Genomic DNA, 26,062 nt, shown 5'->3' on the forward strand with positions numbered 1-26,062 from the left:
CAGGGGCCGCAGGGATCACAGAGGCCGTAGGGACTACAGGGGCCGCAGGGATCACAGAGGCCGCAAGGCCCGTCGACCCGGCGGCCATGCGCGAGCACTACCGCTCCGAGGACTTCACCGAGCACGATCTCAGCCCCGACCCCATGGACCAGTTCGCCCGCTGGTTCCGCCAGGTCGCCGTCGGCGGCGTGCTCCACGAGCCCAACGCGATGGTCGTCTCCACCGCCACGCCGGACGGCCGCCCGTCCTCGCGGACCGTGCTGCTGAAGCAGTACGACTCACGCGGCTTCGTCTTCTTCACCAACTACGCCTCCCGCAAGGGTCGCGAGCTGGCCGCGAACCCGTACGTCTCGCTGCTCTTCCCCTGGCACCCCATGGCCCGCCAGGTCATCGTCACCGGCACGGCCGCGCGCGTCTCCCGCGAGGAGACCGTCGGCTACTTCCGCACCCGCCCGCACGGCTCCCAGCTCGGCGCGTGGGCCAGTGCCCAGTCCGAGGTGGTCGGCTCCCGCGAGGAGCTGGTCGCCCGGTACGCGGAACTGGCCGCCCGCTACCCCGAGGGCGAGAAGGTCCCGGCCCCGCCGCACTGGGGCGGCTTCCGGGTGGTCCCGGAGACCATCGAGTTCTGGCAGGGGCACGCGAACCGGCTGCACGACCGCCTGCGGTACGTCCGGGAGGGTGAGGGGGAGTCCGCCGCCTGGCGGGTGGAGCGGCTCTGCCCGTGACCTACGGGGGCGGGCTGCGCGGCCGAGCGCCCGCCCCGCCCGCTGCCCCCCCCCGTAACGCAGAAACCCGCAGGCTCTGGTTCCTCCGCACAACGGGGTTGACCGTGTGCGGAGGAGCCGGCCGGACTTACCGGCGAGCCTGCGGGTCGGTGACTGCTGGGAATTGGCCGATGACCGGCCTGCACTGCAAAGAGCGCGACAACGGGCGTCAGCCCGCAGTCACCTCACGAGTCCGAGAAGAAATCACTTCCGGAACACCTCCTTTCTTCGCTGGCCCCAGCCTAGGAGCCGCCTCGCCGATGGTTCAACCCGTTTATTCGGCGAAGGGGGATGTGCGGCGGGGCGCGTTCGAGTTGAATGGTCTGACGTGCAGCGATAGGCGCGATGACACGCGGGGGAACAGCCGACGCGTTCTGCGGGGGGTACGGAGTGGGTGCTTCCAGGAGCAGTGGGACCACCGACGCGCTCGGGCCGGACGAGGACCCCGGCGGGACGCCGGGCGGCCCCGCCCGTCCGGGCCCCCGGTCCGCCGGTGACGGGAGCGGCGGCGCCCCCGACGGGTCGGAGCTGCTGGCGGCCCTGCTCGACGGCATGGACACCGCGCTCTGCGCCCTCGACGCGGACGGCGCGGTCACCCACTGGAACCGCGAGGCCGAACGCCTCCTCGGCTGGTCGGCGCGGGAGGCGGTCGGCCGCACCGGGTTCGCCGGGTGGGCGGTGCGGCGGGCCGACGCGGACGAGGTCCTGGCGCGGCTGATGGCGGTGATGGACGCGCCGGGGCGGCGGGTGCACGAGTTCGCCCTGCTGCGCAAGGACGGCGGCCGGGTCCTGGTGCGGGCCCAGTCCGCCGGGGTGCGTGACGCGGACGGCGGGCCGCGCGGGGTGTACTGCGCGTTCAGCGAGGTGCACGCCCGCATCGACCTGGAGCGGGCCATCGCGCTGAGCGAGGGGCTGCTGGAGGGCGTGCCCTGGGGGGTGGTGCTCCTCGACGTGGACCTGCGCCCCACCGCGGTCAACCCCCACGCCGCCCGCGCCCTCGGCGGCGGGCGCGTCTCCCTGCTGGGCCGCCCGCTCGGCGAGCTGGTCGTCGAGGGCGTCGAGGAGCTGGAGGCGGCCCTGCACCATGTGCTCGCGGAGGGCGCGCAGAGCCCCCCGGCCGACTTCTGGGTGACGTTGCGGACGGCGGAGGGCGGGCGCCGCCGGTGCCTGCGCAGCGGGTTCCTGCGGTTGGCCTCGCCGCTGACCGAGGAGCCGGTGCCGCTCGGGGCGGGCTGGCTGTTCCGGGACGTCACGGCGGCGAAGCTCGCGGAGCGGGAGGCGGACCGGCTGCGCTTCCGGGCGAGCCAACTGCACCGGGCGGCCCGTACGGCGTCCGAGTGCGAGGACCCGATGGAGGCGGCGACCGCGCTGCTGGACTTCGCGGTGGCCGGGTTCGCCGACCATGTGCTGATCGACCTGGTGGCGGGGGAGCGCCTGGTGCGTACGGCCGCCACCCCCGTCGACGCTCCGGGCCCCTGCCTGCCGGTCTCCGGCGGCTCCGCCCCGGCCCGTTACGGCCCCGGCCACCCGGCGCTCCAGGCGGTCGAGCGCACCGGCACGGTCCGGACGAGCGCGGCCTCCGGGGGCGTCGGGCCGGCGTGGGCGGCCGAGCGCCACTGGCCCCCGGACGCGGCGCACGCCCTGTGCGCGGTGCTCCGGAGCCGGGGGCGGACGCTCGGCGTGCTGACCTTCCTGCGCGCGGCGAACCGGACCGCGTTCGAGCGCCCGGACACGGCGTACGCGGAGACGGTGGCGGCTCGCGTCGCGGGCGCGGTCGACCTGGCGCAGGCGACGGCGGGGCCGTAGGCGCGCGTACGTGACGACGGGGCGCAGGCGTGCGCGTGCGTGGTGCCGGGGGCGTAGGCGTGTGTCCGTACGGCCGGCGGCCCCGTACGCGTACGAGGGACGCGGCCGCCCCCGGTCCCGTCAGTGCCGGTAGAAGATGCGGTCCCGGTACTCCGTCATGACGCGGCCGTTCCACTCGTGGCCGCCGTCGACGTTGGCCGAGCGCAGCAGGGGCGGCTCGATGCCGCGGGAGGACAGCTCCTCGGCGGCGGCGGCCATCATCGCCTGCATGATCGCGCTGGTCACGACGGTCGAGGCCGGGGCGAAGGGGGCGCCGATGCCGGGGGCCGTCAGCTCCGCGTCACCGACGGCGATCTTGCTGTCCAGGACGACGTCGCAGTGGTCGCGCAGGAAGCCGCCCGAGACGTGCCGCGAGCGGGTCTGGTCCGCGTACGCGACCGAGGTGAGCCCGATGACCTTCAGCCCGAGGGCGCGGGCGTTCTGCGCCATCTCGACGGGCAGGGCGTTGCGCCCGGAGAGCGAGATGATCACCAGTACGTCCCCGGCGGTGGCGGGGCTGGAGTCCAGGACCGCCGAGGCGAGCCCGTCCACCCGCTCCAGCGCGGAGCCGAGCGTGGCGGGCATGACGTCCACGCCCGTGGTGCCGGGGACGGTGAGCAGGTTCATCAGGGCCAGGCCGCCCGCCCGGTAGACCACGTCCTGGGCGGCGAGCGAGGAGTGCCCGGCGCCGTAGGCGAACAGCCGCCCGCCCGCCTCGACGGCGTCGGCGATGACCGTGCCGGCGGCGGCGATGCTCTCCGACTCCTCGTCCCGCACCCGCGTCAGCAAGCCGATCGCTGCGTCGAAGAACTGACCGGCCAGCTTGCTGTCGCTCATCGGGGAAAGCCCTTTCGACGGGGGATGGGGCGGGCGTGGGACGGGTGGTGCGGCGGGCGTGCGACGCTGGGGGCGCCGGTGCCGCCGATCACGTTGCGGTCTGGACCAGTGGCCTGTCAATAGGACCCGTCGTCCCCGCCCGCGCGGTCGCGCGCTCGGGGCGGCACGGTTGTCGGCGGTATGGGTCAGAATTGGCGGAGGGCCGTCGCACGACGTTTTTCTGTCACAGCACCGAGGGGCACGTATGTCCGGACTGATCGACACCACGGAGATGTATCTCCGCACCATCCTCGAGCTGGAGGAGGAAGGCGTCATCCCCATGCGCGCCCGCATCGCTGAACGGCTGGACCAGAGCGGTCCCACCGTCAGTCAGACCGTGGCCCGGATGGAGCGCGACGGACTGGTCCAGGTCGCGGGCGACCGCCACCTGGAGCTGACCGAGGAGGGCCGCCGCCTCGCCACCCGCGTCATGCGCAAGCACCGCCTCGCCGAGTGCCTGCTGGTCGACGTGATCGGCCTGGAGTGGGAGCAGGTGCACGCCGAGGCCTGCCGCTGGGAGCACGTGATGAGCGAGGCCGTGGAGCGGCGGGTGCTGGAGCTGCTGCGGCACCCGACGGAGTCGCCGTACGGCAACCCCATTCCGGGCCTGGAGGAGCTGGGCGAGGAGGCGGAGGCCGATCCGTTCCTGGACGCGTCGATGGTGAGCCTGGCCGAGCTGGACCCCGGCGCGGACGGGAAGACGGTGGTGGTGCGGCGGATCGGGGAGCCGATCCAGGCCGACGCCCAGTTGATGTACACGCTGCGCCGGGCCGGGGTGCAGCCCGGATCGGTGGTCAGCGTCACCGAGTCGCCGGGCGGTGTGCTGGTCGGCTCCAGCGGGGAGGCGGCCGAGCTGGGCGCCGAGATCGCGTCGCACGTCTTCGTCGCCAAGCGCTGACTTGGTCGCCCGGCACTCGGCACCCGTCGCCGGTCGCCCGTCGCCGTTCGCCGTCGCCGTACCGGCTGTCCGCGCCGGTCTTCGGGCGTCGAGCCGTCGGCGGGTGTCGACGTCCTCCATCGAGCGCTGAGCCCTCGCCATGCGCTGACGCCGGTCCCCGAGCGCTGAGCCGTCGACGGGCGCTCCCCGCCCGGCACTGAGCGCTGAGCCGTCGACGGGTGCTCCCCGCCCGGCGCTGAGCGCTGAGAGGCGAGCCGCCGCCAGGTGTTCCTGTCCGTCGCTGGGCGCCGAGCCGCCGTCACGCGCTCACGCCCGTCGCTGGCCCCGAGTGCCGGACCCCGAGCGTCCGTCGCCCGGCGTGCGCCGGCGTCCGTCGGTGTTCGTCGGCGGGTGCCGAGGTCCGTCGCCGAGCGTCGGTGTCCGCCGTCGAGCGCCGGTGCTTCTCCGTTTCTCCGGCGGCACGACCGCCGTACGGCACCGCCGTGGCGCCCGCTTTCCGCTTTCCGTCCGGAATCGCAGCGCCCGGAGCGATCGCGTGCCAGGCTGAGGCCAGGCAGACGCCTGAAGGGGTCGACCGAGTCGACCGGCCGCGGCCGGCACGCTCGGGGAGGGAGCAGGGAATGCGCCCGTCGTACCGGCACGCCCACCGGGCGGTCCCCGACGAGCCGCACGCCGCCCTGGCCCCGGAAGCGCGAGGGCGGGTCCTCCCGAAAGGGGAGCGGCGGAGCGCGTCGCCGCTCGGCATCGTTGTCATGGCCGGGCGAAACCGGCCGTCGGGACGTCCCCGGACGTGCGGCGGGGGGGGGGGGGGGGGGAGGGGGGGGGGGGGGGGTGCCCGGGGGGGATACGAAACCAAAAGCTCCCAAACCCCCCCCCCCCCCCCCCCTCTCCCCCCCCGCCCTCCCCCCCCCCCCCCCCCCCCCAGGCCGCCCCTCCCCCCCCCCCCCCCCCCCCCCCCCCCCCGGTCCTCCCCCGTGTTGACCCGGAGCCCCGAGCTCTCAAGGTCACTCCCTACGGGCCCTTGTCCCCGAGCGGCCCGCCTCCCGCTGGAAATCTCCCCCGAAGACTCGGCGTCAATCCTCGGCAGGTGTCACTCGAACGTGGGTTATTCGAGGCCGAACCCCCGTGTTCGAATATAAGTTCGATAGCCTGCGGGGTGCGACCAGACGGTGATCGAGGACCAGAAGGGGGTGCCAGGACGATGGTGCGGCGCATCGATGTGACGGGGTTCGACGGCGTACGCCTCGCGGCGTGGGAGTTCGCCGATCCGCCCAAGGGGCGTGCGGAGCACGACAGTGCGCCGGGGGTCTTACTGCTGCACGGGCTGATGGGCCGGGCCTCCCACTGGGCCCCGACCGCCCGCTGGCTGGCCGAGCGCTGTCGCGCGGTCGGCCTCGACCAGCGCGGCCACGGCCGCAGCGAGAAGCCCGCCGACGGGCCGTACACCCGCGACGCCTACGTCCGCGACGCCGAGGCCGCGATAGAACAGCTCGGGCTCGGCCCGGTCACCGTCGTCGGCCACGCCATGGGGGCGCTCACCGGCTGGCAGCTCGCCGCCAAGCGCCCCGACCTGGTGCGGGCCCTGGTCATCTGCGACATGCGGGCCTCCGCTCTCGGGGCCGCGTCCCAGCGCGAGTGGAGCGACTGGTTCGCCTCCTGGCCGCTGCCCTTCGCCACCCTCGCGGACGTACGGAAGTGGTTCGGCGAGGACGACCCCTGGGTCGAACGGCCGAATCCGGCGCGCGGCGCGTTCTACGCCGAGGTGATGGCCGAGCGGGAGGACGGCTGGCGCCCGGTCTTCTCGCGCGGCCAGATGCTCCGCTCCCGCGCGACCTGGGTCCACGACGCCCACTGGGAGGAGCTGGCCCAGGTCTCCTGCCCCACGCTGGTGCTGCGCGGCATCGACGGCGAGCTGGGCCGTGCCGAGGCCCAGGAGATGGTCCGCGTCCTGCCGCGCGGGCAGTACGCGGAGGTGGCGGACGCGGGCCACCTCGTCCACTACGACCAGCCCGAGGGCTGGCGGGCGGCGGTGGAGCCGTTCCTGGAGCAGCTCGCGGAGGACAACCGGGAGGACCGCGAACAGGTCGCCCCCTGACGCCTCAGCCGCCCGCGACACCCCGGCCCGCCCCGGCCTCCGGCCAACCGTTCGCCCTGACCGGCTGATGGGCTGACCACCTGACCGGCCGTCTGGGCTGACCGACCGACCGACCGACCGGCCGACCGGCCGACTGCCCGACCAGCTGACCATCCGTCCGGGCTGACCGCCCGACCACCTGACCGCGCGACCGCCTGACCGGCCGTCTGTGCTGACCGGCCGACCGGCCGACCGCCCGACCGCCCGACCAGCCGGTCGGCCGGCCCACGGCTCCGCCCGTCACCCCTTGCTGACCGCCGTCAGGATCTCCGGCAGTCGGTTCGCCGTGCGCGGCGCGGCGAACCGCAGCCCCGCCCACCCGATCAGCGCCCCGTACGCGGCGCCCACCGGCACCAGCAGCCACAGCGCGTCATGGTGGTCCGCCAGGTGCATCCAGACCGTCAGCGCCGGCACCGGCGCGGCCAGCAGCGCGGAGCCCGCCATGCCGCCGAGGATCGAGATCCAGGCGAGCCCGCCCTGCCCCGGCGCCACGTTCTTGAACGCGCCGTCCTGCGGGATCGAGTACGGGAAGAGCGCCGACGCCACCGCCCCCGTCGCCGTCATCGCGCCCAGCAGCGCCAGGGAGAGGCCCAGCGCCGCGGGCAGCGACCGCCAGTCACCGATCACCGCGGCCGTCGCGGTGCAGACCACGACCGTGTACGGCAGGGTGATCAGCAGCAGGGTCAGCGCCCGCGCCCGCAGCTCGACGTAGGCGTCACGGGTCGAGGAGATCGTCAGGGCCACCATCCAGAAGGCCGAGGTGTCCTGGCCGAACTGGTTGTACATCTGCATCCCGAGCATCCCGGCGGCGAAGCACGCGAAGTACACCGAGCCGGTGCCCTGGGCGGCGTTGAGCAGCGGGACGATCGCCCCCACCGCCAACGCCGTCACCCAGGCGGCCTTGGTCTTCGGGTCCCGCGCCACGTACCGCAGACCGCGCTGCACCACCGTCGCCGTACGGCCCTCCGGGAGCAGCGCCGCCAGGCCCGTGCGGTCCGTCCCCGACTCCGCGCGGGCCGACTCCGCCGCGCCCGGCGTCGAGGCGTCCGGCGAGGTCATCAGCCGCACCAGGCTCCGCCGCCACGACCACAGCGCCGCCGCCAGCCCGGCCGCCGTGATCAGCGCCTGGAGGACCGCCACCGCGTACGCGCCCCGCGACGCCGCGTCGACCGCCCCCAGGGCGGAGGGGCCGGGGAGCCAGCGGACCACGTCCGCCGCCGGGTCCAGCGCGGAGAGCCCGCCGGCCCGGCCGAGCCGCTGCGCGCCGAAGTTGACGAACTGGAGGCCCACCGCGATCACCAGCCCGCTGAGCACCGCGAGGTCGCGGCCCTTGCGGGAGTTCAGCAGCCGTACGTTGGCGGTGGCGACCGCCCGCGACAGCGCCACGCAGAACAGCAACGCCGACGGGACCGCGAGCACCGCGAAGACCGCGCCCGCCGCCCCGTGCGCCAGCGCCAGGACCGAGCCGACCACCAGGCACAGGGTGAACAACGGGCCGATGCCGACCATCGAGGAGACCAGCAGGGCCCGCACCAGCGGCTGCGGGCGCAGCGGCAGCATGACCAGCCGGGTCGGGTCGAGGGTGTCGTCGCCGCTGGGGAAGAAGAGCGGCAGCACCGCCCAGCCGAGCGCCACCACGCCGGTGAGCAGCACCACGACCGTGCTCGCGTGGTCGTGGCCGCGCAGCAGGACCAGTCCCAGCACCTGGCCCGCCGCGAACAGCAGGGCGAGGACGAGGGAGGCGACGAACGCGGCCCTGCGCCCGCCGGACTGCCGCAGCCCGTTCCGCAGGAGCGTCAGCTTCAGCCGGACGAAGACCGAGGTCAGGCCCTGGACGGGGGCCGTCGGGGCGGCCGCGCCCGCCGGGGCGTCCAGCACACTCATCGGGAGCCGCCCAGCCAGTCGAGCGCGTCCCCGGCGTCCCGGCCGCCCGCGCCGACCAGTTCGAGGAAGGCGCTCTGCAGGGAGGGGGCGTCGCCGCGCACCTCGGCCAACGTGCCCCGCGCCCTGATCCGGCCCGCCGCCATCACGGCCACCCAGTCGCACAGCGACTCGACCAGCTCCATCACATGGCTGGAGAAGACCACGGTCGCCCCGGAGCGGGTGTAGCGCTCCAGCACGCCCCGGATGGTCTGCGCGGAGACCGGGTCGACCCCCTCGAACGGCTCGTCCAGGAAAAGCACTTCGGGGTTGTGGAGGAGCGCGGCCGCCAGTCCGATCTTCTTCCGCATCCCGGTCGAGTAGTCCACGACCAGCTTGTGCTGCGCGCCCGCGAGATCCAGTACGTCCAGGAGCTGGGCGGCCCGCTTGTCGACCTCGTCGCCCGGAAGCCCCCGCAACCGGCCGTTGTACGCGAGCAGTTCGCGGCCCGACAGCCGTTCGAAGAGGCGCAGCCCCTCCGGCAGCACTCCGATCCGGGACTTGACCTCGACCGGGTCGGCCCAGACGTCGTGGCCGGCGACCTCGATCCTGCCCCGGTCGGGGCGCAGGAGGCCGGTCACCATGGACAGGGTGGTCGTCTTGCCCGCCCCGTTGGGGCCGACGAGCCCGACGAACTTCCCCGCGGGCAGCTCCAGGTCGATCCCCGACACGGCGATCTGGTCCCCGAACCGCTTCCACAACCCCTCGATGCGCACGGCGGGCCGCGCCGTGCGCGCGCCGCCCGCCACCGCTCCCGCGTCCTCACGCGCTCCCGCGCCCTCGCGCGGGCCCCCTCCCGCGCGCGGGTCCATTCGTCCGCGCCCGTCTGCTCCCTCACGCGCGTCCGCTCCCTCACGCGCGTCTGCCCGGTCCGGCATGGCACAGCCTTTCGAAGACGCCACTGGTGGGGCCACCCTACGGAAGCCGGTGCGCACGAGCGCCGGCCCGCACGCAACCCGGTCCGCGGCCCCGGAGGACGCGTGCGCGGGCCCGCGCCGTGCACACGGCGCACCGCACCCGCACACGGGGCGCACCGGTGCACGGGCGGGGGCGCGCGGGAGACATCCCGGCGAAGTGCGGGTAACCACCCCCAGGGCTGCCGCCCGGTCCGCCACTGCGGCGTCAACACGTCGTGCTCGTACCGAATATCGATGGAATGGGCGCATTTCTTGCACAGGTGACGGGCAGTGATCCCTTCCATCGCAAACTGCCCGTACCGACTGTTCCAGGGGGACATATGGCAGCAAGGCCACTCGTAGCCCGCCAGCCCAACGAACGGCTCCAGACGCTCATCCAGGAGGCCGCCTGCTCCAACGCGGGGCTCGCCCGCCGCGTGAACATGGTCGGGGCCGAGCGCGGACTCGACCTGCGCTACGACAAGACCTCCGTGGCCCGCTGGCTGCGCGGACAGCAACCCCGCGGCAGGGCGCCGGGCATCATCGCCGAGGCGCTCGGCCGCAAGCTCGGCCGTACGGTCACGATCGAGGAGATCGGCATGGCCAACGGCAAGAACCTGGCCTCCGGCGTCGGTCTCCAGTACGCGCCCACCGTGGCCGGGGCCGTCGAGCAGGTCTGCGAGCTGTGGCGCAGCGACGTGGGCCGCCGCGACCTGCTCACCGGCACGGCGGTCGCCGCCTCCGCGCTGGTCGAGCCCAGCCGGGACTGGCTGATCTCCGGCACCGACCCGCAGGTCGAGCGGTCGGCCGGGGCCCGCGTCGGGATGGCCGACGTCGAGGCGGTACGGGCGATGACCAGCGCCCTCGTCGACCTCGACCACCGCTTCGGCAGCGGCCATGTGCGCCCGGTGCTCGTGCACTACCTCAACAGCGTCGTCTCCGGCCTGCTTTCGGGGGCGTACCGCGAACGGGTGGGGCGGGCGCTCTTCGGCGCGGTGGCGCGCCTCACCGAGCTGGGCGGCTACATGGCGGTCGACACCGGCCAACCCGGCCTCGCCCAGCGGTACTACATCCAGGCGCTGCGGCTCGCACAGGCCGCGGGCGACCGGGCGTACGGCGGCTACGTGCTCGCCGCGTCGATGAGCCACCTCGCCGCCCAACTCGGCAACCCGCGCGAGATCGCCCAACTGGCCCGCGCGGCGCAGGAGGGGACGCGGGGGCAGGCCACGCCCCGCGCCCAGGCGATGTTCTACGCGGCGGAGGCCCGCGGCCACGCGCTGCTCGGGGACGCCCGCGCCTGCCAGGCGGTGGCCGGCCGGGCGATCGCCGCGCTGGAGCAGGCCGACCCGGACGCCGGGGACGACCCGGCCTGGATCGCGCACTTCGACGCGGGTTACCTCGCGGACGAACTGGCCCACTGCCACCGGGACCTGGGGCAGGCGGAGGAGGCCGCCCGGCGGGCCAGGGAGGCGCTGGCCACCCTGCCGGAGAGTCGCGCGCGGCGCCGGGGCATCGGGCTGGTCCTCCTGGCCTCGGCGCAGGTCCAGCAGCGCGAGGTGGAACGGGCCTGCCACACGGGCACGCGGGCGATGGAGCTGCTGGGGACGGTGCGCTCCAGCCGGGGCGCGGAGTATCTCGACGACCTCCAGCAGCGGTTGGCGCCCTTCTCCCAGGAGCCGGCGGTACGGGAGTTCGGCGAGCGGCTGGAACTCCAGGCGGCCTGAACCTCCGGGGCCCCGGCACACGGCGAACCGGGCCCCGGACGGACCGTGCCGCGTCGTACGGCGAACTGGACCGCGTCGTACGGCGAACCGGCCCCCGCCACAAGGCGGACCACCCCCCGGCACACGACGGACCGGGCTGCGGGCGGGCGCGGTCCGGCCGTTGGCGTGGGCGGGGCGTGGTCGGGACGGGGCCGGGCGCGACCGGCCCTGTGAAGAGGGGGTGTGCGGGACCACGCGCTTGGCGGAGGGGGGCGGCCACCCGATAGCGTGAGCCGACGGTTCCGTAGTTCCCATGGAGGAGTCCCGGTGACGCAGAGCGGCCAGGGCGGCGAGCAGCAGCTCCCCGCCGCACGACCCGCGTACGAGGGGGTCGTGCTGCCCGCCGACGGCAGCGGCCCCTGGATTCCCGGACAGTCCGCGTCCGGACAGGGCGGGCCGGACGTGCGGGCGGTGCCCGCGGGTGGTCAGCCCTGGGGCCGGCCTCGGGAGTCCCAGCCCGACGAGCCGCCGCAGGCGGGGACACCGCAGGCGGGGCACTACGGCTATCCGCAGCCCCAGGAGCAGCCGCGCCCGCAGGCCCAGCCCCTGCCGCCCGCGCAGCCCGCGCCGGGCGAGGGGTATCGGCAGCAGTCCGGGTACCAGCAGCCGCGCCGGACCGGCGCGTACCCGCAGGAGCCCGACCCGAACCAGCAGCCCCGCTCCCAACCCCTGCCGTACGCGCGGCCGCTGCCGCCGGAGGCAGGCTCGGGCGCTCCGGGTGGTGGCGCGGACGCGACGCAGTACATAGCCCCGGTTCCGGGCGGTTCGGGCGTTCCGGGTGGTGGCGCGGACGCGACGCAGTACATAGCCCCGGTTCCGGGCGGTTCGGGCGTTCCGGGCGGTGGCGCGGACGCGACGCAGTACATAGCCCCGGTCCCGCGCGGTTCGGGCGCTCCGGTCGGCGGCGCGGATGCCACGCAGTACATAGCCCCGGTTCCGGGCGGCGGCGCCGACGCGACCCAGTACATCGCCCCCGTTCCGGGCGTGGGCGCCGACGCCGCCCACGCCGACGCGACCCAGTACCTGCCGCCCGTGCCCGGAGGGGACGCGTACGGGATCAGGCCGGGGGCGCCGGAGGACCGGCAGCCGCCCGCCGAGTTCGACAACCTGTTCCGCGCGGAGGGCCCGGCGGGCGCGACCGCGCACCGGCCGCACCCCGACGCGCGGCAGCAGCCCCCGGCGTACCGGCAGAGTCCGCCCCCGTACCAGCAGGGCGTGCCCCAGCACGGGTACCAGCCCCAGCAGCCGCCCCCCGGCGGCCCGTTGCCGCACCCGACCGCCCAGGGCCACCGCGCGGGCCCGCCGTCGTCCCCCGGTCGCACGGAGCCGGGCGGTCCGCCCGGCGGCGGCGAGCCCCCGCGCCGGCGGTCCGCGCACATCACGCTGATCGCCGCGGTGGTCGTCGTCTGCGCGGTCGTCGGGCTCGGCGCGGGCGCGCTGATGAGCGGCGGCGACGACTCCGGCGAGAAGGCCGGGCAGCCGGTCGTGGCGGCGAGTTCACCGGCCGCGACCCCCAGCCCCGAGAAGCCGGTCGACCCCGGCCAGCCGCAGGCCGAGGCGCTGGACGGACTGCTCGCGGACAGCAACGACAGCCGGGCCGCGGTGATCAGCGCGGTCGAGAAGATCAAGTCCTGCAAGGACCTGGACCGGGCGGACTCCGACCTCCGGGGCGCCGCCCGGCAGCGCCGCGACCTCGTGACCCGGCTCGACGGCCTGACGCTCGACAAGCTGCCGCGCCACGCCGAGCTGACCGCCTCGCTGACCCGCGCCTGGAAGGCGTCCGCCGCGGCCGACGAGCACTACGCCGCCTGGGCCCGGCAGGCGAAGAAGAACAAGGGCGTCTGCAAGGGCGGCCAGGCCCGCTCGACGAACGAGACCGCCCGCGGCAACCAGCAGAGCGGGGTGGCGACCCAGGCCAAGCGGGAGGCGTCCCGGCTCTGGAACGTGATCGCCGCGAAGTACGGCCTCACCAAGCACACCTACGTCGAGCTGTGACCGCCTGAGCGGCCCGCCCCGGCCCCGCACCGCGGGCGGGGGCCGGGCCGCTCGGGCCGCCCGGCGCGGGGATCGGCTCGGGCCGCCCGGCGCGGGAGTCGGCCCGCCGTCACCGCGCCGCGGGCTCCGCCAGGGCCTCCGCGACGTCGACGAAACCCCTCTTCTGAGCGGTGAGACGGCCCTCGCGGACCACCTGGAACGTCACCTTCGTGTTGACGATGCGCGGGTACCCGGCCGTGCCGACCAGGTCCCTGAAGCGCCAGCGGAGCGTCGGGGTCAGCCCGCCGGTGTCCACCTCGGTGCCCCGGTTGAGGGCGGCCATGATCCGGCCCGAGGTGACCTCCCGGTCGTCGATCGCCGCCACCGCCGCCCGCAGCGCCGTGTACGCGATCCACGTCGTCTGGACGGCGGTGTCGTCCGGGTCGATGCGGTTGTCCCCGAAGGCGTACCTCCGGATCACCTCGCGCATCCCCTTCCAGCGGGCGTCCCCCGCGTCCGGGTACCAGCCGGTGACGTACGCGCCCTCGAACGGGCTGTTCCGGCCGCCCGTGCGGTCGATGAGCGGCTGGCTGACGCTGCCGAGCACCGAGGAGATCCTGACGCGCTCGCCGTCCTCCTCCAACCGGCGGAAGGAGTCGAAGAAGGTCTCCGTACGCGGGCCGAGCACCGCCGTCACGCAACTGCCGCCGGACCGCTCCAGGGCCGTCGTGGCCTGCTCGTCGTAGGAGGTGGCGCTCTCGGGGGCCAGGATGTCGGTGGACTCGGGCCGGTGGCCGGCCAGCAGCCCGTGGTTGAGGAGTTGCGGCATGACGTCGCCGCCGATCGAGTCCGGCCGGACCAGCGAGACCCGCTCGCAGCGGCTCGCCAACTGCCGTCCGTGGCCGGCGAGCAGGGCCGACTGGCCGCCGTTGACCGGATAGGAGAGGTAGCTGCTGAACTCCTCGGTGGAGGCGCCGTACCCCCCGATGTAGGGGACCCCGCCCGCCTCCAGCGCGGGCATGAAGCTCTGGCCGTGCCGGCTGTACGAGCCGACGACGGCGGCCACGTCCTTGTCGACGGCCTCCCGCGCGCACCGCTCGGCGCCGAGGGGCGTGTCGCCCTCATCGCAGACGAGCACCCGCAGCTCACGCCCGTCGATGCCGCCGGTGTCGTTGACCCAGCGGGCGTAGGTGCGGGCCATCGCGGGCACCCCGGCCATCTTCACCGCGTTGATGTCGTCCGAGCGGTCGGGCGCCCAGGTCATCACGGTCACGGGCTCCGGGGCACCCCCGACCGCGCCGGGGAGCGCCCCGCAGCCGGTGAGCGAGAGCGCCCCCGCCGCCACAGCTCCGATCACGCGCGGGAAGGGGCGGGTCAGGGAAGGGCGTCGCCGTCCGGTCATGGACCGTGAGTCTTCCGCGCGCGGGGTAACGGCGCGGTGTGCGGTTCTCAACGCTCAGTGACCTCCAGGTGAATTGCGGGGGGCTGTGCGGGGGAAGGTCGGGGGAACGTACGATCGACGACCGTGCAGCAAGGTTCGGAGAACTCTTCCCGTCGCGGCCGCCGCTCCTCCACCATGGGCGGTATGCCGCTCACTGACATGCCGTGGTGGCGCTGGCGCACCAACGTGCGCTCGGCGCTGCACATGCTCTCCGACCCGGTCTTCCACCACGCGTGCTGGCTCGCCGGCCGGGAGGGGTACGGGGACGTCACCGACGCCGTGTACCGCCTCGTCGAGGACACCTGGCTCGACAACTGGTCCGCCGAGAAGTACGTCGGCGCCATCTTCCGGGACTCCGCCGAGGCGGCCGCCGTGGACACCGCCGCGCTGCGGGTGCTGCGCATCATGCACCAGGTCGGCGCGGACGCCCCCGTCTCCGCCTACCTGGAGCACCCCGGCTGGCCGGAGGCCGTCCGGGCGGCGCGCGAGGCGCACGTGCTGCTGGCCGGCAACGACGGCGAGGACCCGGACATCCCGCCCCGCCCGCTGGACGTCATCCGCATCATGACCAGGGCCGCCTGACACCGGAGCGGTGTGGCACCCTACGGGGATGACCGCGTCGCAGCCCGCCCCCGCCGCCCCGGACGCCGCCGCTTCGGAGCAGTACGTCCTCACGCTCTCCTGCCCCGACAAGCAGGGCATCGTGCACGCCGTGTCGAGCTACCTCTTCATGACCGGCTGCAACATCGAGGACAGCCAGCAGTTCGGGGACCACGACACGGGCCTGTTCTTCATGCGCGTCCACTTCTCGGCGGACGCCACCGTCACGGTGGACAAGCTGCGCGCCAGCTTCGCCGCGGTCGGGGAGGCCTTCCGCATGGAGTGGCAGATCCACCGGTCGGCGGAGCGGATGCGGGTGGTGCTGATGGTCAGCCGGTTCGGGCACTGCCTGAACGACCTGCTGTTCCGCTCCCGCACCGGCGCGCTCCCGGTGGAGATCGTCGCCGTCGTCTCCAACCACACGGACTTCGCCGAGCTGACCGCCTCGTACGGCATCCCCTTCCGGCACCTCCCGGTGACCAGGGACACCAAGCCGGAGGCCGAGGCGCGCCTGCTGGAGCTGGTCCGCGAGGAGGGCGTCGAGCTGGTCGTCCTCGCCCGCTACATGCAGGTGCTCTCCGACGACCTGTGCAAGCGGCTGAGCGGCCGGATCATCAACATCCACCACTCGTTCCTGCCGAGCTTCAAGGGCGCCAAGCCGTACCACCAGGCGCACGCCCGCGGGGTGAAGCTGATCGGCGCGACCGCCCACTACGTCACCGCCGACCTCGACGAGGGCCCGATCATCGAGCAGGAGGTCGAGCGGGTCGGCCACGGCGTCACCCCGGACCAGCTCGTCGCCGTCGGCCGGGACGTGGAGTGCCGGGCGCTGGCCCGCGCGGTGAAGTGGCACGCGGAGCGGCGCATCCTGCTCAACGGCCGCCGCACGGTGATCTTCCCCTGACCGCGGGCCCGCCGCCGCGCCGGCCGGTCAGAGCCGGCTGAGCGACGCCGCCGCGGCCAGGACGTCGTCGATCGCCTCGCGGTCGCCCTCCTGACCCGCCGCGGCCTCCACCGGTGCGACGCGGCCCGCGACCAGGCGGCAGAACTCCACCCCGTCCAGGGCGACCCGCGCCACCGTGCGCTCGGGCGAGCCGAGGGCGGCCGGCGAGTCCAGCGCGATGTACCAGTCGCCCCCGCCGTGGCCCTCGATCTCCAGATGGAGCGAGCGGCCCGGCGCCCCGGCCGCGACCAGGTCCCTGGCCGGTCCGGCCAGTCCGCTGCGGCGGCGGCGGGTGAGCGCGGCCGGGAGCTGCCGGGCCGCGAGGTCGATCATCCGGCGCAGGTGTGCGGCGGACGGGGGCCGGTACGGGTAGTCCACGGCGTCCGCGATGTCCCCGCCGTGCACCCAGCACTCGAAGGCCCGCTCCAGCAGCGCGTCCTGGAACGGCAGGGCGAAGTCCCCGTAGGAGACGGACAGCTCGGCGACGTTGCGCCCGGCGAACGACGCGGTGCGGATCAGCTCGTGGCTCTGGTCCCGCCAGGGCTCGCGGACGGCGCGGGTGCACGGTTGGCGCGCCGCCGACCAGTAGCGCTCGGTGCGCTCGGTGGGGTCCGGGGGAGGGTCGCCGCCGCCGAGCGGGTCGTCGAGGCCGAGGGCGGCGGACAGCAGCCCGTCGACCGCCGTCAGATGGCCGATCACCCCGGCGACCGTCGTCCTGCGGGCGGCGGCGCGCTCGTGCTCGAACCACCGCAGCCGCACCGGGGCGTGCCACTCCACGTCCCGGATGTCGCGGAGCAGGGCGTCGAGCCGGGCGGTCTCGGCGTCGTACGGAGAGGCCCACTCCGGTACGGGCACGCGGGCCGGGCGGCGGCTCAGGCAGCCCTCCATCACCCGGTTCCGCAGCGTCGGGTCGAGGTCCAGGGAGCCGTCGGTGTGCAGCAGCCCCACCGCGTCCCGCAGCCGCAGCGCCTCGTCCGCGCACGGGGCGCACCCGGTGAGGTGGTCCTCGACGGCGGCGGTCTCCTCCGCCGAGCAGGCGGACAGCGCCCACGCCCCGAGGAGGGACATGAGCACCCGGTGCGGGAGGTCCGGCACGGGCGGCGTACGGGGCGGCTCCCCGGTCCCGGCGTCCGCCACCCCCTCCGGCGGCCCCGCGCCACCGGGGGCGGCCGCCTCGCTCGCGGCGTCGTCCGGCCCGGCCTGCTCCGGCACCGCGTCGTCCGGCGCCCGCCGGCCTGGCGGGGGCGCGTACACCGGCGCGTACGCCGGGTCCAGGTCGTCCGCCGGGCCGCGCGGGCCGGGTATGCGGCGCGCGCCGCGCACCTCGTCGCCGGGCCCGTCGCCCTCGCGCCCGCCGCCGTTCACCGGTCCCGTCCGTGACCGGGCGGCGGGGCCCCCTCGGGCAGGCGGGCGCCCGCGGTGGAGAGCAGTTGCAGCCCCAGCCGCAGCCGCCGGCGGGCCTCGTCCTCGGTGACCCCGAGATCGGCGGCGGCCTGCCGGTAGTCGCGGCGCCGGACGTACGCCAGCTCCAGGGCCTGCCGCAGCGGGGCGGGCATCGAGGAGACGATGTAGTCGGCGCGGGCGGCCGCCGTGGCGCGGCGCACCCGCCGCTCCAGCTCCTCCGGGTCGGGGGCCGCGCCCTCGCCGTACCGGGCCTCGTGGCAGGCGGCCGCCGTCACGCGCAGCCGGCGCACGGCGAGGCGGTGGGTGAGCCCGGCGACCCAGGAGCGCATCGAGCCCTGGTCCGGGTCGAAGGAGCCGGGGTCCTCCCAGATCTCCAGGAAGACCTCGCGGGTCACCAGGTCGGCGGCGTCCTCGTCGTCGAGCATCAGATGGGCCTGGCTGTGGACGAGCGAGGCGAACCGGTCGTACAGCTCGCCCAGCGCCGCCGCCTCCCCGCGGGTCAACCGCTGCCGCATCCGGCGGTCCCAGCGGGGCGGTGTGTCCTTCGCCATGCAACCCCCAGCCCTGCCCGTGCCCCGCTCCGTGCTCCGCGCTCTGCCCGTGGGGACCGAATGTAATGCGCGGGACGGGCGGAGGGCGCGTCTTCGCGTCGACTCCGTTCCCGTGGAGCATGGCGGTCGACGGTAGTCGATTTCCGCCGGGTATGCTTGCTCGCCCCGTCTGACCAGGGGAAACGGGCCGAAGTGAGCTTTTCCACCGTAAATTCCGCAGGCCCGCGCGGGTGTTCCGGTGTTTCATGGAGGGGCGGTGGGGCAGCCGCGAGGAGGAACGGACACTTCCGGTACTGCCGGGAGCCCCGGAACGAGAGGTCCAGTCGCGTGGCGCTGAAGGTGGACGAGACCGAGCAGGGCTCCTGGACCGTGCTGCGGATACGGGGTGAACTGGATCTCGTGTCGTCACCCGTCGTGCGTCAGTCCGTCCACGAGGCGGTCGCCGAGGGGCAGCACGATGTGGTGCTCGATCTGTCCCAGGTGTTCTTCTGCGACTCCAGCGGCGTGAACGTGCTGATCGCCTCCCGGCGGCTCATGAAGTCCTGCGGCGGCCGGTTGCGGCTGGTCCTCCCCGCGCGCGGCGCGGAGGACGGATCGCACGTCAACAAGGTGCTCGGCGCGCTCGGCGTGCGCCGCCTCTTCGACGTCTACCCGGACGCGCCGGCGGCGACCGACGAGGAGTGCCGCCCGCTGAGCGCCTGACGTGACGGTCGGGTGAACCGCGGTTGTCACACGGGTGATGCGCCTCGGTGACACGTGAAGGCTCCGGGCGTCGTACGCTCCCCGCATGGACAGCGCAGAGTACGAGCGTAAGATCGCGCACCGCTTCGCCTCCTTCGACCAGGACGGCAACGGCTACATCGATCGCGCCGATTTCAACACCGCGGCGGCCGGCCTGCTCACCGAGTTCGGCACGACCGCCCGCTGCGACAAGGGCCAGGCGCTCTACACCGGGGCCGAGGCCTTCTGGCAGGGCATGGCGGGCATCGCCGACGTGGACGGCGACCAGCGGGTCACCCGCGAGGAGTTCGTCGGCGGGGCGGTGAAGCGGCTGCGGGACAACCCGGACCGGTTCGCGGAGATCGCCCGGCCCTTCCTCCGGGCGGCCATCGCGGTCGCGGACAGCGAGAACGGGGGCAGAGCGTCGGTGGCGGCCGTGGAGCGGGCCCTGCGGGTGCTGGGGGCCGACGCCGAGGCCGCGGGGGCCGCCGCCCGGAGCCTGGACACGGACCGGGACGGGCAGATCGCCGAGAGCGACGTGATGGCCGCGTTCGCCGCGTACTTCACGGTGATCGAACCGGACGCGTAGGCACGCGCCGGAGGGGCGCGACGGGGGCGGTCCGGGGCGCGGGGGCGACGCGTCCCGCGCCCGGACCACCCGTGCGTGTGCGGAAGCGGTGGGGGAAGTCGGGGGGATCGAGGGTGACGCAGCGCGCCCGGAACGGTCCGTACCGGCTTGCGTCGTTTGCCTCGTTCGTCACCGGGTGGAGTCGGGTCCCGGCTCGGGTACCCTCCGTGGGATGCGAGTGGTTCTGGAACCGGGCGATCCGGGGGCGGCCTGTGCGGCGGCCCCGGTCCGGACCGAGGGCTCGCGCCGGAGCTGCGCCGGAGCCGTCCGGGAAGCGATTCCCGCCGTCCCTACGTGCTCCTGTTCGAATCCCCGCAACGTGCGTCGCACAGTATGCACCACGGGTACTCCTTCGCGCTGGAATATGCCCGAAGCGCTTGTTGCGGTGACTGTACGTCAACCATGCTGTCGCGTAAGGGAATCACGTTCCGTGACCCTGAGGAGGCGCGAGGCGATGTGTCCGCCGGTTCGGATGGTGTGAGCGGTGCAGGTGCTTCAGGTTCAGTTGGAGGTCGGCCCGGACCCCGCGGAGGTGGGGCGGGCCCGCAGGTGGGCGCGGTCGCGTCTGGTGGGGTCGGGGATAGGGGATGACGAACCGCTCGCGGAAACGCTCATCCTGCTGATCTCGGAGCTCGTCACCAACGCGGTCGTCCACACGGGCTGCCCGGCGGTGCTGCGGATGCTGTTCGGCACCGGCGGGAGCGGCGGCGCCACCCAGACGGTGCGGGTCGAGGTCGCGGACGCCAGCGCCCGCCCGCCGCTCCAGCGCCACGCGGAGGGCGGGGACACCAACGGCCGGGGCCTGGAGCTGGTGGACGGCCTCGCGGACCGCTGGGGCTGGCAGCCGGAAGGCGCCGGGAAGCAGATCTGGTGCGAGATCGACCGCTACGGCCCGGCCCGGTGCCAGGAGCCGCCCCCGGTGGTCATCCGGAGCGGCGGCGAAGTCCGCGAGCCGCCCTCCTACCTCTCCCGCAACCTGGTCTGAGCCGGGGCCGGACGTGCGGGCGGTGTGCGTACCGCCCCGGCGGCCCGTGTCGGCTCTCGCGGGACGGGAAGCGGCGGCGGCCCGCCGGAAGGCGGCGGGCGAGGGCGGGACCGGGCTCTACGCGGCCGAGGTGGACGTCCCGCGCGGCACCGCGGCCTGACCGGCGCGGGCCCCGGCCCGGCGGTCCGCCGGCGGCGCGCCCGACGGGCAGCGGAACGTGCGCCGGTAGACCGTCGGCGGCACGCCCACGGCCGCCTGGAAGTGCTGGCGCAGCGAGGTCGCCGTGCCGAAGCCCGCGTCGCGCGCCACCCGGTCGACCGGCAGGTCCGTCGACTCCAGCAGGTGGCGGGCCCGCTCCACCCGCTGCCGGGCGAGCCACTGGCCGGGGCTGACCCCCACCTCCCGGCGGAAGCGGCGGGTGAACGTCCGTACGCTCATCGCCTCCTGCGCCGCCAGATCGCTCAGCAGGATCGGCCGCTCCAGCCGGGTCAGCGCCCAGGCGCGGGCGGCGGTGGTGCTCGCGGACGGCGGTTCGGGGAGGGGGCGGTGGATGTACGGGGCCTGCCCGCCGTCCCGGTACGGGGGGACGACCGCGCGGCGGGCGATCTCGTCCGCGACGGCCGCCCCGTGGTCGCGGCGCACCAGGTGCAGGCAGAGGTCGATCCCGGCGGCGGCGCCGGCGGAGGTCAGGACGTCGCCGTCGTCGACGAACAGGGCGTCCGGGTCGACGCGCACCCGCGGGAACATCCGCTGGAAGCGGTCGGCGGCGGACCAGTGCGTGGTGGCGGGGCGGCCGTCCAGATACCCGGCGGCGGCCAGGACGTAGCTGCCGGTGCAGAGGGAGACCCTGCGGGCGCCCGGCCGGACGTGGTCGAGCGCGGACGCCAACTCCTCGGTGAGCCTGCCCTCTTCGAAGACCGGGCCCCGCTCGGAGGAGGCGGGGACGACCACGGTGTCGGCGGTGGCGAGGGCGCGCGGGCCGTGCTCCACCAGGACGGAGAAGTCCGCGTCCGTCCGGACCGGCCCCGGCGGGCGGACGGAGCAGGTCACCACGTCGTACAGCGGCGTGCCGCCCGCCCCCGCGCCGAGCCCGAAGATCCGCTGGGGGATGGCCAGTTCGAAGGGGAGCAGCCCGTCGAGGGCCAGGACGACGACGCGGTGCGGCATGGCGGCCTCCTCGGAGCGCGCGGCGGGCGTCCGGCGGACGCGCGACGTAACTCGGTGGCTGGTATAGACCACGAGCTGGTACAGGTTACTGACGTGATGACGAAGCCGACAGACACCGCGTCCGCCCCTGATGCGGCCCCCGCCGACCGACGCCCCCCGCCGCCGCCCGGCCCCGGTGGCCCCCTCGGCTTCGACCCCGGTCCCCGCAAGCTGTGGAACCGCAACTTCCGGTACTTCTTCGTGGCCCGCACGGTCGCCCTCTTCGGCGACGGCATGATCCCCGTGGCCCTCACCGCCGGGCTGCTGGGCGCGGGGCGGCCCGCCTCCGCCGTCGGGTACGCGCTGGCGTCCTGGATGGGGCCGCTGGCGGTGTTCGTCCTGTTCGGCGGGGTGCTCGCGGACCGGTTCACCCCGCGCCGCATGATGATCATCGCCGACGCCCTGCGGCTCGTCGGCGCGGCGGTGCTCGCCGTGGCCTTCGCGACCGGCAACCCGCCGCTGTGGTCGGTCTACCTCCTCAGCTCCGTGGCCGGCGTCGGCGCGGCGCTCTTCCAGCCCGGCGTCGCCTCGACCGTCCCCCGCGTCGCCGCCGACGTCCAGCGCGCCAATGCCGTCCTCCGGGTCTCCGAGGCGCTGATGGCCATGGCGGGACCCGCCTTCGCGGGAGCGCTGGTGGGGCTCGCGAGCGCCGGTGCGGTCTACGCGGCGAACGCGGCGACCTTCGCGGTCTCCGGTGCCTGCCTCTTCCTGCTGCGGCTGGCCCCCGCCCCGCACGACGACGTGCGGCGCGGCTCGTTCACCGCCGAACTGGTCGACGGCTGGCGGGAGTTCCGGGCCCGGTCCTGGCTGTGGGGCGTGATCGCGGTCTGGACGGTGTACGGCTTCGCGGTCCTCGGCCCGATGCTCCCGCTGACCGCCGTCCTGGTCACCGAGGAGCACGGCTCGGGGGCGTACGGGATGCTGATGGCGGTGAGCGGGGCGGGCAGCGTCGTCGGCGGCCTCCTCGCCCTGCGGCTGCGCCCCTCGCGCCCGCTGGCGGCCGGGGCGGCGGCGCTGCCGCTGGTCGCGGTGAGCCTGGTGGTGCTGGCGCTCGGGATGCCGGTGCCGGTGCTGGCGGCGGGACAGGCGCTGGCGGGCGGGGCGGCCGCGTTCTGGCTGGTGATGTGGTCCACGACGGTCCAGACCCATGTCCCTCCGGAGGCCCTGAACCGCCTGCACGCCTACGACGTGGCGGGCTCCCTCCTGATGGTCGCGGCGGGCCGCGCCCTCGCCGGCCCGGTGGCCGAGGCGGTGGGGGCCGCGGAGCTGCTCGTGGCGGCGGCCGTGATCAACATGGGGGCGGTGGCGGTGCTCCTGGTGGTCCGGCCGATCCGCGGCCTGCGACGGGTCGCGTGACCGGCGCCCGCACCGCGCGCCGGCGCACGGGGCGCCCGGCCGACGCGGGCCGGGGGGACGGCCGGGCCCGGCTCGCCGCGCTGGCGGCCGCCGCCCTCACGGTCGCCGCCGGGCTCGGGGTCCGGGCGGCAGCGGCGGCGGGCGCGACCGGGTACGCGGCGGACGCCGGCGCGTACGCCGGGGACGCGCTCTACACGGTGCTGCTCTGCGCCGTGGCGGTGCTCCTCGTCCCGCGCCTGCGCCACCGCCCGGCCCGTGCCGCGGTATGGGGGCTGGCGGTGAGCTGGGCGGTGGAGTTCGCGCAACTCACCGGAGTACCGGCAGCGTTGGCGGCCCGGAGCACGGCGGCCCGGTGGGTGCTCGGCTCGACGTTCAACCCGCCGGACCTGCTCTGGTACGCGGTGGGGGCGGCGGCCGCGTGGGGCGTGCTCGACCGGCTGGGGGCGTGGGAGCGCCGGCGGACGGGGTGACCGCCACCGCGCACGCCGGAGCGGGCCGGGGCCGGGGGGCGGCTCCGGTGGTCGGGGAGGGGCGCTCGGTGGCGTAGTGTGGTGTTCACCGACGCGGGGTGGAGCAGCTCGGTAGCTCGCTGGGCTCATAACCCAGAGGTCGCAGGTTCAAATCCTGTCCCCGCTACTGATGGACGCGACTGAGGCCCGAATCCCCTGGATTCGGGCCTCAGTCGCGTCTGCGGCCCGGTCGTCTCCGCCCCGGCGGCCTCCGGTCCCGGTCCCGGTCCCGGTCGGCGGACGTTCGGACATCCTTCGCGGACGCTGAGCCATGGGCGCGCCCCTCCCGCCGGGCCAGGCTGGGGCCATGACACAGAACGCAGCAACGCCGACGCAGGGCCCCGTGCTGGTGACCGGCGGCACGGGCAAGACCGGCCGCAGGGTGGTGGCCCTCCTCCGCGAACGGGGAGTGGAGGCACGGGCGGCCTCGCGGTCCGGCGACACCCCCTTCGACTGGGCGGACCGCACCACCTGGAAGACCGCCCTGGACGGGGTCGAGGCCGTCTACATCGTCCCCCTCGACAGCGCGTCCTCCCCGACGCCCGCCTTCATCGAGCAGGCCGCCGCGAGCGGGGTCCGGCGGTTCGTGCTGCTGTCGGCGCGCGGCACCGGCATACCCGGCTACTTCGGCGACGACCACGACGGCAAGACCACCCACGCGGCGGCCGAGCGGGCCGTGCGGGCCTCCGGCGTGCCGTGGACGATCCTGCGCCCCGGCTGGTTCGCCCAGAACTTCAGCGAGGGCGACTTCCTCGAAGGCGTGCGCGGGGGCCGGCTGGCCCTGCCCACGGGCGACGGGAAGGCCGCGTACATCGATGCCGACGACATCGCGGAGGTGGCGACCGTCGCGCTGACGGAGGACGGTCACACGGGCGAGGTCTACGAGCTGTCGGGCCCGCGGGCGCTCGGCGTCGCGGAGGTCCTGGAGGAGATCGCGGAGGCCGGCGGGGTGCGCGCGGCGTACCTCCCGATCGACGAGGCCACGTTCCGCGCGGGCCTGGTCTCCCGCGGCGTCCCGGAGCCGGCGGCCGCGCTCTGGGCGTCGGTGCTGCGGCCGATCGCCACGAGCAAGGAAGCGCCGGTCCTGGACGGCGTGCGCCGGGCGCTCGGCCGCGAGCCGCGCGACTTCTCCGAGTTCGTCCGCGACGCGGCGGCGCGGGGCGTGTGGAGCTGACGCGGAGATGAGCCGGGAGGGGGCGGATGCGCCCCTTCCCGGTGTCTCGGGGTGTCCTTCGCGGCGGCTCCGGGCGGCTCCGGGCGGCTCCGGGCGGCTCCGGGGGTCTCCGGGTGTGCGGGGTGGGCTCTCGGTGTGGGGGTGGGCTCCGGCGTACGGGGCGGGCCCCGGTCCGCGGGTGGGCTCCGGCGTACGAGGCTGGCTCTTGGGGTCCGGGCGGCTCCGGCGTACGAGGCTGGCTCTTGGGGTTCGGGCGGGCTCCGGCGTACGGGGCAAGCCCCCGGTATGCGGGCGGCTCCGGCGTACGGGGCGGGCCCCTGGGGGCTGGGCGGGCTCCGGCGTACGGGGTGCTCCCGACGCGCACGCGCATCCCCCTCGTACGCGTCATCCCGTACGTCCCCCGCACGCACTCTCCCCGCACGCACCCCCTACACGGCCCCCTACGCGCCGCGCCCCCCGCTCACCCCGTCGCGCCGGTGGCGACCGCCTCGCGGCGGTAGGCGCTGGGGCTCTCGCCGCGCAGCCGTTTGAACGCCGCGCTGAAGCCGAACGCGTCGGCGTAGCCGACCTGCCGGGCCACGGCCGCCACGGTCAGCTCCGAGCGGGTCAGCAGGTCGGCGGCGAGGGTCATGCGCCACTCGGTCAGATACGCCACCGGGCCGTCGCCGACGAGTTCCGTGAACCGCTTCGCCAGCGTCGTCCGCGACACCCCGGCGCGGGCCGCCAACTCCGCCGTCGTCCAGGGGTGCGCGGGGTTCTCGTGGATCGCCCGCAGCGCCGGACCCGCGACCTCGTCGCCGAGCGCGCCGTACCACCCCGGCGGGTTGGCCTCGGGACGGGCGAACCAGTCCCGCAGGGTGCACACCAGCAGCCAGTCCAGGAGGCGGTCGAGGACGATCTGATGCCCCGGCCGCCCACCGCGGATCTGCGCCGCCAGGTAGTCCCGCATCTGGGTGCAGTCGTGCTCGTCGGGCACCACGAGGACCGGCGGCAGCGCCCGCAGGAGACGCTGGGGGACCTGCTCCTGCACGTCGAACGCGGCGACCAGCAACGCGGTGGGGCCGTCGACCTCCGGGCCGCCGTCCGGGGCGAGGACCGTGTCCTGGCCCAGGCCCCAGTGGACCTCCCGCACGCCGACGACCTGCCCCGCCACGTCACGGTTCTCCGGGTCGTCCGTGAAGACGAACGGCGCCGGGCCCCGGACGATCGCGGCCTCGCCGAGCCGTACGCGCTGCGGCTCGCCGCCCTCCGGCACGATCCAGCCCTCGCCGCGCAACGGCACACACAGCGTCAGGTACGCCCCGTCCGTGAACCGCAGCGACCACGGCGGCCACAGCACCGAACGGCCGAACACCGCGCCCCTGCCCCGCACGCCCCGCAACAGCTCGTCGAACACGTCCATGGGAGCCACTTTATGCAGGCGGGCGGGGGCGGTTGGGCCGTACCGCCCGACCGGTGCGGGCCGGGCGGTCCGG

The 26,062-nt window shown here is 75.3% G+C and carries 22 protein-coding genes and 1 tRNA gene; 15 read left to right on the plus strand and 8 right to left on the minus strand.

Features of this window, described 5'->3' with window-relative positions; genetic code table 11:
- Positions 1-86 precede the first annotated feature (86 nt).
- Both pdxH and ACZ6EJ_RS01790 read left to right on the plus strand, forming a co-directional pair.
- Entirely contained in the window at positions 87-725 is a 639-nt protein-coding gene (gene pdxH, locus ACZ6EJ_RS01785) for a pyridoxamine 5'-phosphate oxidase (protein ID WP_469263772.1), read from the plus strand.
- A gap of 429 nt (positions 726-1,154) precedes the next feature.
- Complete coding sequence (locus tag ACZ6EJ_RS01790) at positions 1,155-2,570, plus strand: PAS domain-containing protein (RefSeq protein ID WP_469263774.1); 1,416 nt, start codon at positions 1,155-1,157, stop codon at positions 2,568-2,570.
- Positions 2,571-2,690: 120 nt separating this feature from the next.
- Here the strand turns inward: ACZ6EJ_RS01790 and ACZ6EJ_RS01795 are convergent, their stop codons facing one another.
- Complete coding sequence (locus ACZ6EJ_RS01795) at positions 2,691-3,446, minus strand: SIS domain-containing protein (protein ID WP_469263775.1); 756 nt, start codon at positions 3,444-3,446, stop codon at positions 2,691-2,693.
- Positions 3,447-3,690: 244 nt separating this feature from the next.
- Between ACZ6EJ_RS01795 and ACZ6EJ_RS01800 the strand changes: the two genes are divergently transcribed.
- Complete coding sequence (locus ACZ6EJ_RS01800; RefSeq protein ID WP_469263777.1) at positions 3,691-4,383, plus strand: metal-dependent transcriptional regulator; 693 nt, start codon at positions 3,691-3,693, stop codon at positions 4,381-4,383.
- A gap of 1,201 nt (positions 4,384-5,584) precedes the next feature.
- Entirely contained in the window at positions 5,585-6,478 is an 894-nt protein-coding gene (locus ACZ6EJ_RS01805; protein ID WP_469263778.1) for an alpha/beta fold hydrolase, read from the plus strand.
- 279 nt (positions 6,479-6,757) lie between these two features.
- Here ACZ6EJ_RS01805 and ACZ6EJ_RS01810 read toward each other — a convergent pair whose 3' ends face one another.
- Positions 6,758-8,401 (minus strand): transporter, encoded by a 1,644-nt coding sequence (locus tag ACZ6EJ_RS01810; RefSeq protein ID WP_469263779.1) that lies wholly within the window; start codon positions 8,399-8,401, stop codon positions 6,758-6,760.
- Positions 8,398-9,315, minus strand: coding sequence for an ABC transporter ATP-binding protein (locus ACZ6EJ_RS01815; protein WP_469263780.1), 918 nt, complete (start codon positions 9,313-9,315; stop codon positions 8,398-8,400). The genes ACZ6EJ_RS01810 and ACZ6EJ_RS01815 overlap by 4 nt, the downstream gene beginning before the upstream one ends.
- Positions 9,316-9,674: 359 nt before the next feature.
- Between ACZ6EJ_RS01815 and ACZ6EJ_RS01820 the strand changes: the two genes are divergently transcribed.
- Positions 9,675-11,057 (plus strand): transcriptional regulator, encoded by a 1,383-nt coding sequence (locus ACZ6EJ_RS01820; RefSeq protein ID WP_469263782.1) that lies wholly within the window; start codon positions 9,675-9,677, stop codon positions 11,055-11,057.
- A gap of 306 nt (positions 11,058-11,363) precedes the next feature.
- Positions 11,364-13,091 (plus strand): hypothetical protein, encoded by a 1,728-nt coding sequence (locus tag ACZ6EJ_RS01825; protein ID WP_469263783.1) that lies wholly within the window; start codon positions 11,364-11,366, stop codon positions 13,089-13,091.
- A gap of 109 nt (positions 13,092-13,200) precedes the next feature.
- Here the strand turns inward: ACZ6EJ_RS01825 and ACZ6EJ_RS01830 are convergent, their stop codons facing one another.
- Positions 13,201-14,472, minus strand: coding sequence for an ABC transporter substrate-binding protein (locus ACZ6EJ_RS01830; RefSeq protein WP_469263785.1), 1,272 nt, complete (start codon positions 14,470-14,472; stop codon positions 13,201-13,203).
- 174 nt (positions 14,473-14,646) lie between these two features.
- Here ACZ6EJ_RS01830 and ACZ6EJ_RS01835 point away from each other — a divergent pair, with 174 nt between their 5' ends.
- Both ACZ6EJ_RS01835 and purU read left to right on the plus strand, forming a co-directional pair.
- A complete protein-coding gene (locus ACZ6EJ_RS01835) occupies positions 14,647-15,093 on the plus strand; it encodes an SCO4402 family protein (protein ID WP_469263982.1) in 447 nt (148 codons plus the stop codon).
- Positions 15,094-15,121: 28 nt separating this feature from the next.
- Positions 15,122-16,015, plus strand: a complete 894-nt coding sequence (gene purU / locus ACZ6EJ_RS01840) for a formyltetrahydrofolate deformylase (protein ID WP_469263787.1) — start codon at positions 15,122-15,124, stop codon at positions 16,013-16,015.
- Between the two features lie 27 nt (positions 16,016-16,042).
- On the opposite strand, the gene ACZ6EJ_RS01845 is transcribed toward purU, so the two are convergent.
- Together ACZ6EJ_RS01845 and ACZ6EJ_RS01850 are read right to left on the minus strand one after the other, a co-directional pair.
- Positions 16,043-17,419, minus strand: a complete 1,377-nt coding sequence (locus ACZ6EJ_RS01845) for a zf-HC2 domain-containing protein (protein ID WP_469263789.1) — start codon at positions 17,417-17,419, stop codon at positions 16,043-16,045.
- Positions 17,416-18,009 carry a sigma-70 family RNA polymerase sigma factor gene (locus ACZ6EJ_RS01850; protein ID WP_469263790.1) on the minus strand — a complete coding sequence of 198 codons (594 nt, stop codon included), beginning with the start codon at positions 18,007-18,009 and terminating at the stop codon, positions 17,416-17,418. Before ACZ6EJ_RS01850 ends, ACZ6EJ_RS01845 begins: the two co-directional genes overlap by 4 nt.
- 327 nt (positions 18,010-18,336) lie before the next feature.
- Here ACZ6EJ_RS01850 and ACZ6EJ_RS01855 point away from each other — a divergent pair, with 327 nt between their 5' ends.
- From ACZ6EJ_RS01855 to ACZ6EJ_RS01865, 3 genes are all read left to right on the plus strand, one after another.
- Positions 18,337-18,711 carry an STAS domain-containing protein gene (locus ACZ6EJ_RS01855; protein WP_469263792.1) on the plus strand — a complete coding sequence of 125 codons (375 nt, stop codon included), beginning with the start codon at positions 18,337-18,339 and terminating at the stop codon, positions 18,709-18,711.
- Positions 18,712-18,796: 85 nt separating this feature from the next.
- Complete coding sequence (locus ACZ6EJ_RS01860; protein ID WP_469263794.1) at positions 18,797-19,318, plus strand: EF-hand domain-containing protein; 522 nt, start codon at positions 18,797-18,799, stop codon at positions 19,316-19,318.
- A 523-nt stretch (positions 19,319-19,841) separates the two neighbouring features.
- Positions 19,842-20,342 (plus strand): ATP-binding protein, encoded by a 501-nt coding sequence (locus ACZ6EJ_RS01865; RefSeq protein WP_469263795.1) that lies wholly within the window; start codon positions 19,842-19,844, stop codon positions 20,340-20,342.
- 117 nt (positions 20,343-20,459) lie between these two features.
- Here ACZ6EJ_RS01865 and ACZ6EJ_RS01870 read toward each other — a convergent pair whose 3' ends face one another.
- Complete coding sequence (locus ACZ6EJ_RS01870) at positions 20,460-21,509, minus strand: GlxA family transcriptional regulator (RefSeq protein WP_469263796.1); 1,050 nt, start codon at positions 21,507-21,509, stop codon at positions 20,460-20,462.
- Positions 21,510-21,605: 96 nt separating this feature from the next.
- Between ACZ6EJ_RS01870 and ACZ6EJ_RS01875 the strand changes: the two genes are divergently transcribed.
- The 4 genes from ACZ6EJ_RS01875 to ACZ6EJ_RS01890 all read left to right on the plus strand — a co-directional run bounded on the left by ACZ6EJ_RS01875 (position 21,606) and on the right by ACZ6EJ_RS01890 (position 24,587).
- Positions 21,606-22,904 (plus strand): MFS transporter, encoded by a 1,299-nt coding sequence (locus tag ACZ6EJ_RS01875; RefSeq protein WP_469263798.1) that lies wholly within the window; start codon positions 21,606-21,608, stop codon positions 22,902-22,904.
- The gene (locus ACZ6EJ_RS01880; protein WP_469263800.1) at positions 22,901-23,374 is read left to right on the plus strand and encodes a DUF2809 domain-containing protein; all 474 of its coding nucleotides are present in this window, start codon (positions 22,901-22,903) and stop codon (positions 23,372-23,374) included. The genes ACZ6EJ_RS01875 and ACZ6EJ_RS01880 overlap by 4 nt, the downstream gene beginning before the upstream one ends.
- Before the next feature lie 92 nt (positions 23,375-23,466).
- Positions 23,467-23,540, plus strand: a tRNA-Met gene (locus ACZ6EJ_RS01885).
- A 180-nt stretch (positions 23,541-23,720) separates the two neighbouring features.
- Positions 23,721-24,587 carry an NAD(P)H-binding protein gene (locus ACZ6EJ_RS01890; RefSeq protein ID WP_469263801.1) on the plus strand — a complete coding sequence of 289 codons (867 nt, stop codon included), beginning with the start codon at positions 23,721-23,723 and terminating at the stop codon, positions 24,585-24,587.
- 460 nt (positions 24,588-25,047) lie between these two features.
- Here ACZ6EJ_RS01890 and ACZ6EJ_RS01895 read toward each other — a convergent pair whose 3' ends face one another.
- Positions 25,048-25,989, minus strand: coding sequence for an AraC family transcriptional regulator (locus tag ACZ6EJ_RS01895; protein WP_469263802.1), 942 nt, complete (start codon positions 25,987-25,989; stop codon positions 25,048-25,050).
- Positions 25,990-26,062: the final 73 nt, after the last annotated feature.

This window comes from Streptomyces sp. NPDC041970, from assembly GCF_055588985.1.

Bases quoted from the DNA above. Each gene is read 5' to 3' on its own strand.
- pdxH (WP_469263772.1), top strand. From the start codon at position 87: ATGCGCGAGCACTACCGCTCCGAGGACTTCACCGAGCACGATCTCAGC.
- ACZ6EJ_RS01795 (WP_469263775.1), bottom strand. From the start codon at position 3,446: ATGAGCGACAGCAAGCTGGCCGGTCAGTTCTTCGACGCAGCGATCGGC.
- ACZ6EJ_RS01800 (WP_469263777.1), top strand. From the start codon at position 3,691: ATGTCCGGACTGATCGACACCACGGAGATGTATCTCCGCACCATCCTC.
- ACZ6EJ_RS01805 (WP_469263778.1), top strand. From the start codon at position 5,585: ATGGTGCGGCGCATCGATGTGACGGGGTTCGACGGCGTACGCCTCGCG.
- ACZ6EJ_RS01810 (WP_469263779.1), bottom strand. From the start codon at position 8,401: ATGAGTGTGCTGGACGCCCCGGCGGGCGCGGCCGCCCCGACGGCCCCC.
- ACZ6EJ_RS01815 (WP_469263780.1), bottom strand. From the start codon at position 9,315: ATGCCGGACCGGGCAGACGCGCGTGAGGGAGCGGACGCGCGTGAGGGA.
- ACZ6EJ_RS01820 (WP_469263782.1), top strand. From the start codon at position 9,675: ATGGCAGCAAGGCCACTCGTAGCCCGCCAGCCCAACGAACGGCTCCAG.
- ACZ6EJ_RS01830 (WP_469263785.1), bottom strand. From the start codon at position 14,472: ATGACCGGACGGCGACGCCCTTCCCTGACCCGCCCCTTCCCGCGCGTG.
- ACZ6EJ_RS01835 (WP_469263982.1), top strand. From the start codon at position 14,647: ATGGGCGGTATGCCGCTCACTGACATGCCGTGGTGGCGCTGGCGCACC.
- purU (WP_469263787.1), top strand. From the start codon at position 15,122: ATGACCGCGTCGCAGCCCGCCCCCGCCGCCCCGGACGCCGCCGCTTCG.
- ACZ6EJ_RS01850 (WP_469263790.1), bottom strand. From the start codon at position 18,009: ATGGCGAAGGACACACCGCCCCGCTGGGACCGCCGGATGCGGCAGCGG.
- ACZ6EJ_RS01860 (WP_469263794.1), top strand. From the start codon at position 18,797: ATGGACAGCGCAGAGTACGAGCGTAAGATCGCGCACCGCTTCGCCTCC.
- ACZ6EJ_RS01870 (WP_469263796.1), bottom strand. From the start codon at position 21,509: ATGCCGCACCGCGTCGTCGTCCTGGCCCTCGACGGGCTGCTCCCCTTC.
- ACZ6EJ_RS01875 (WP_469263798.1), top strand. From the start codon at position 21,606: ATGACGAAGCCGACAGACACCGCGTCCGCCCCTGATGCGGCCCCCGCC.
- ACZ6EJ_RS01890 (WP_469263801.1), top strand. From the start codon at position 23,721: ATGACACAGAACGCAGCAACGCCGACGCAGGGCCCCGTGCTGGTGACC.
- ACZ6EJ_RS01895 (WP_469263802.1), bottom strand. From the start codon at position 25,989: ATGGACGTGTTCGACGAGCTGTTGCGGGGCGTGCGGGGCAGGGGCGCG.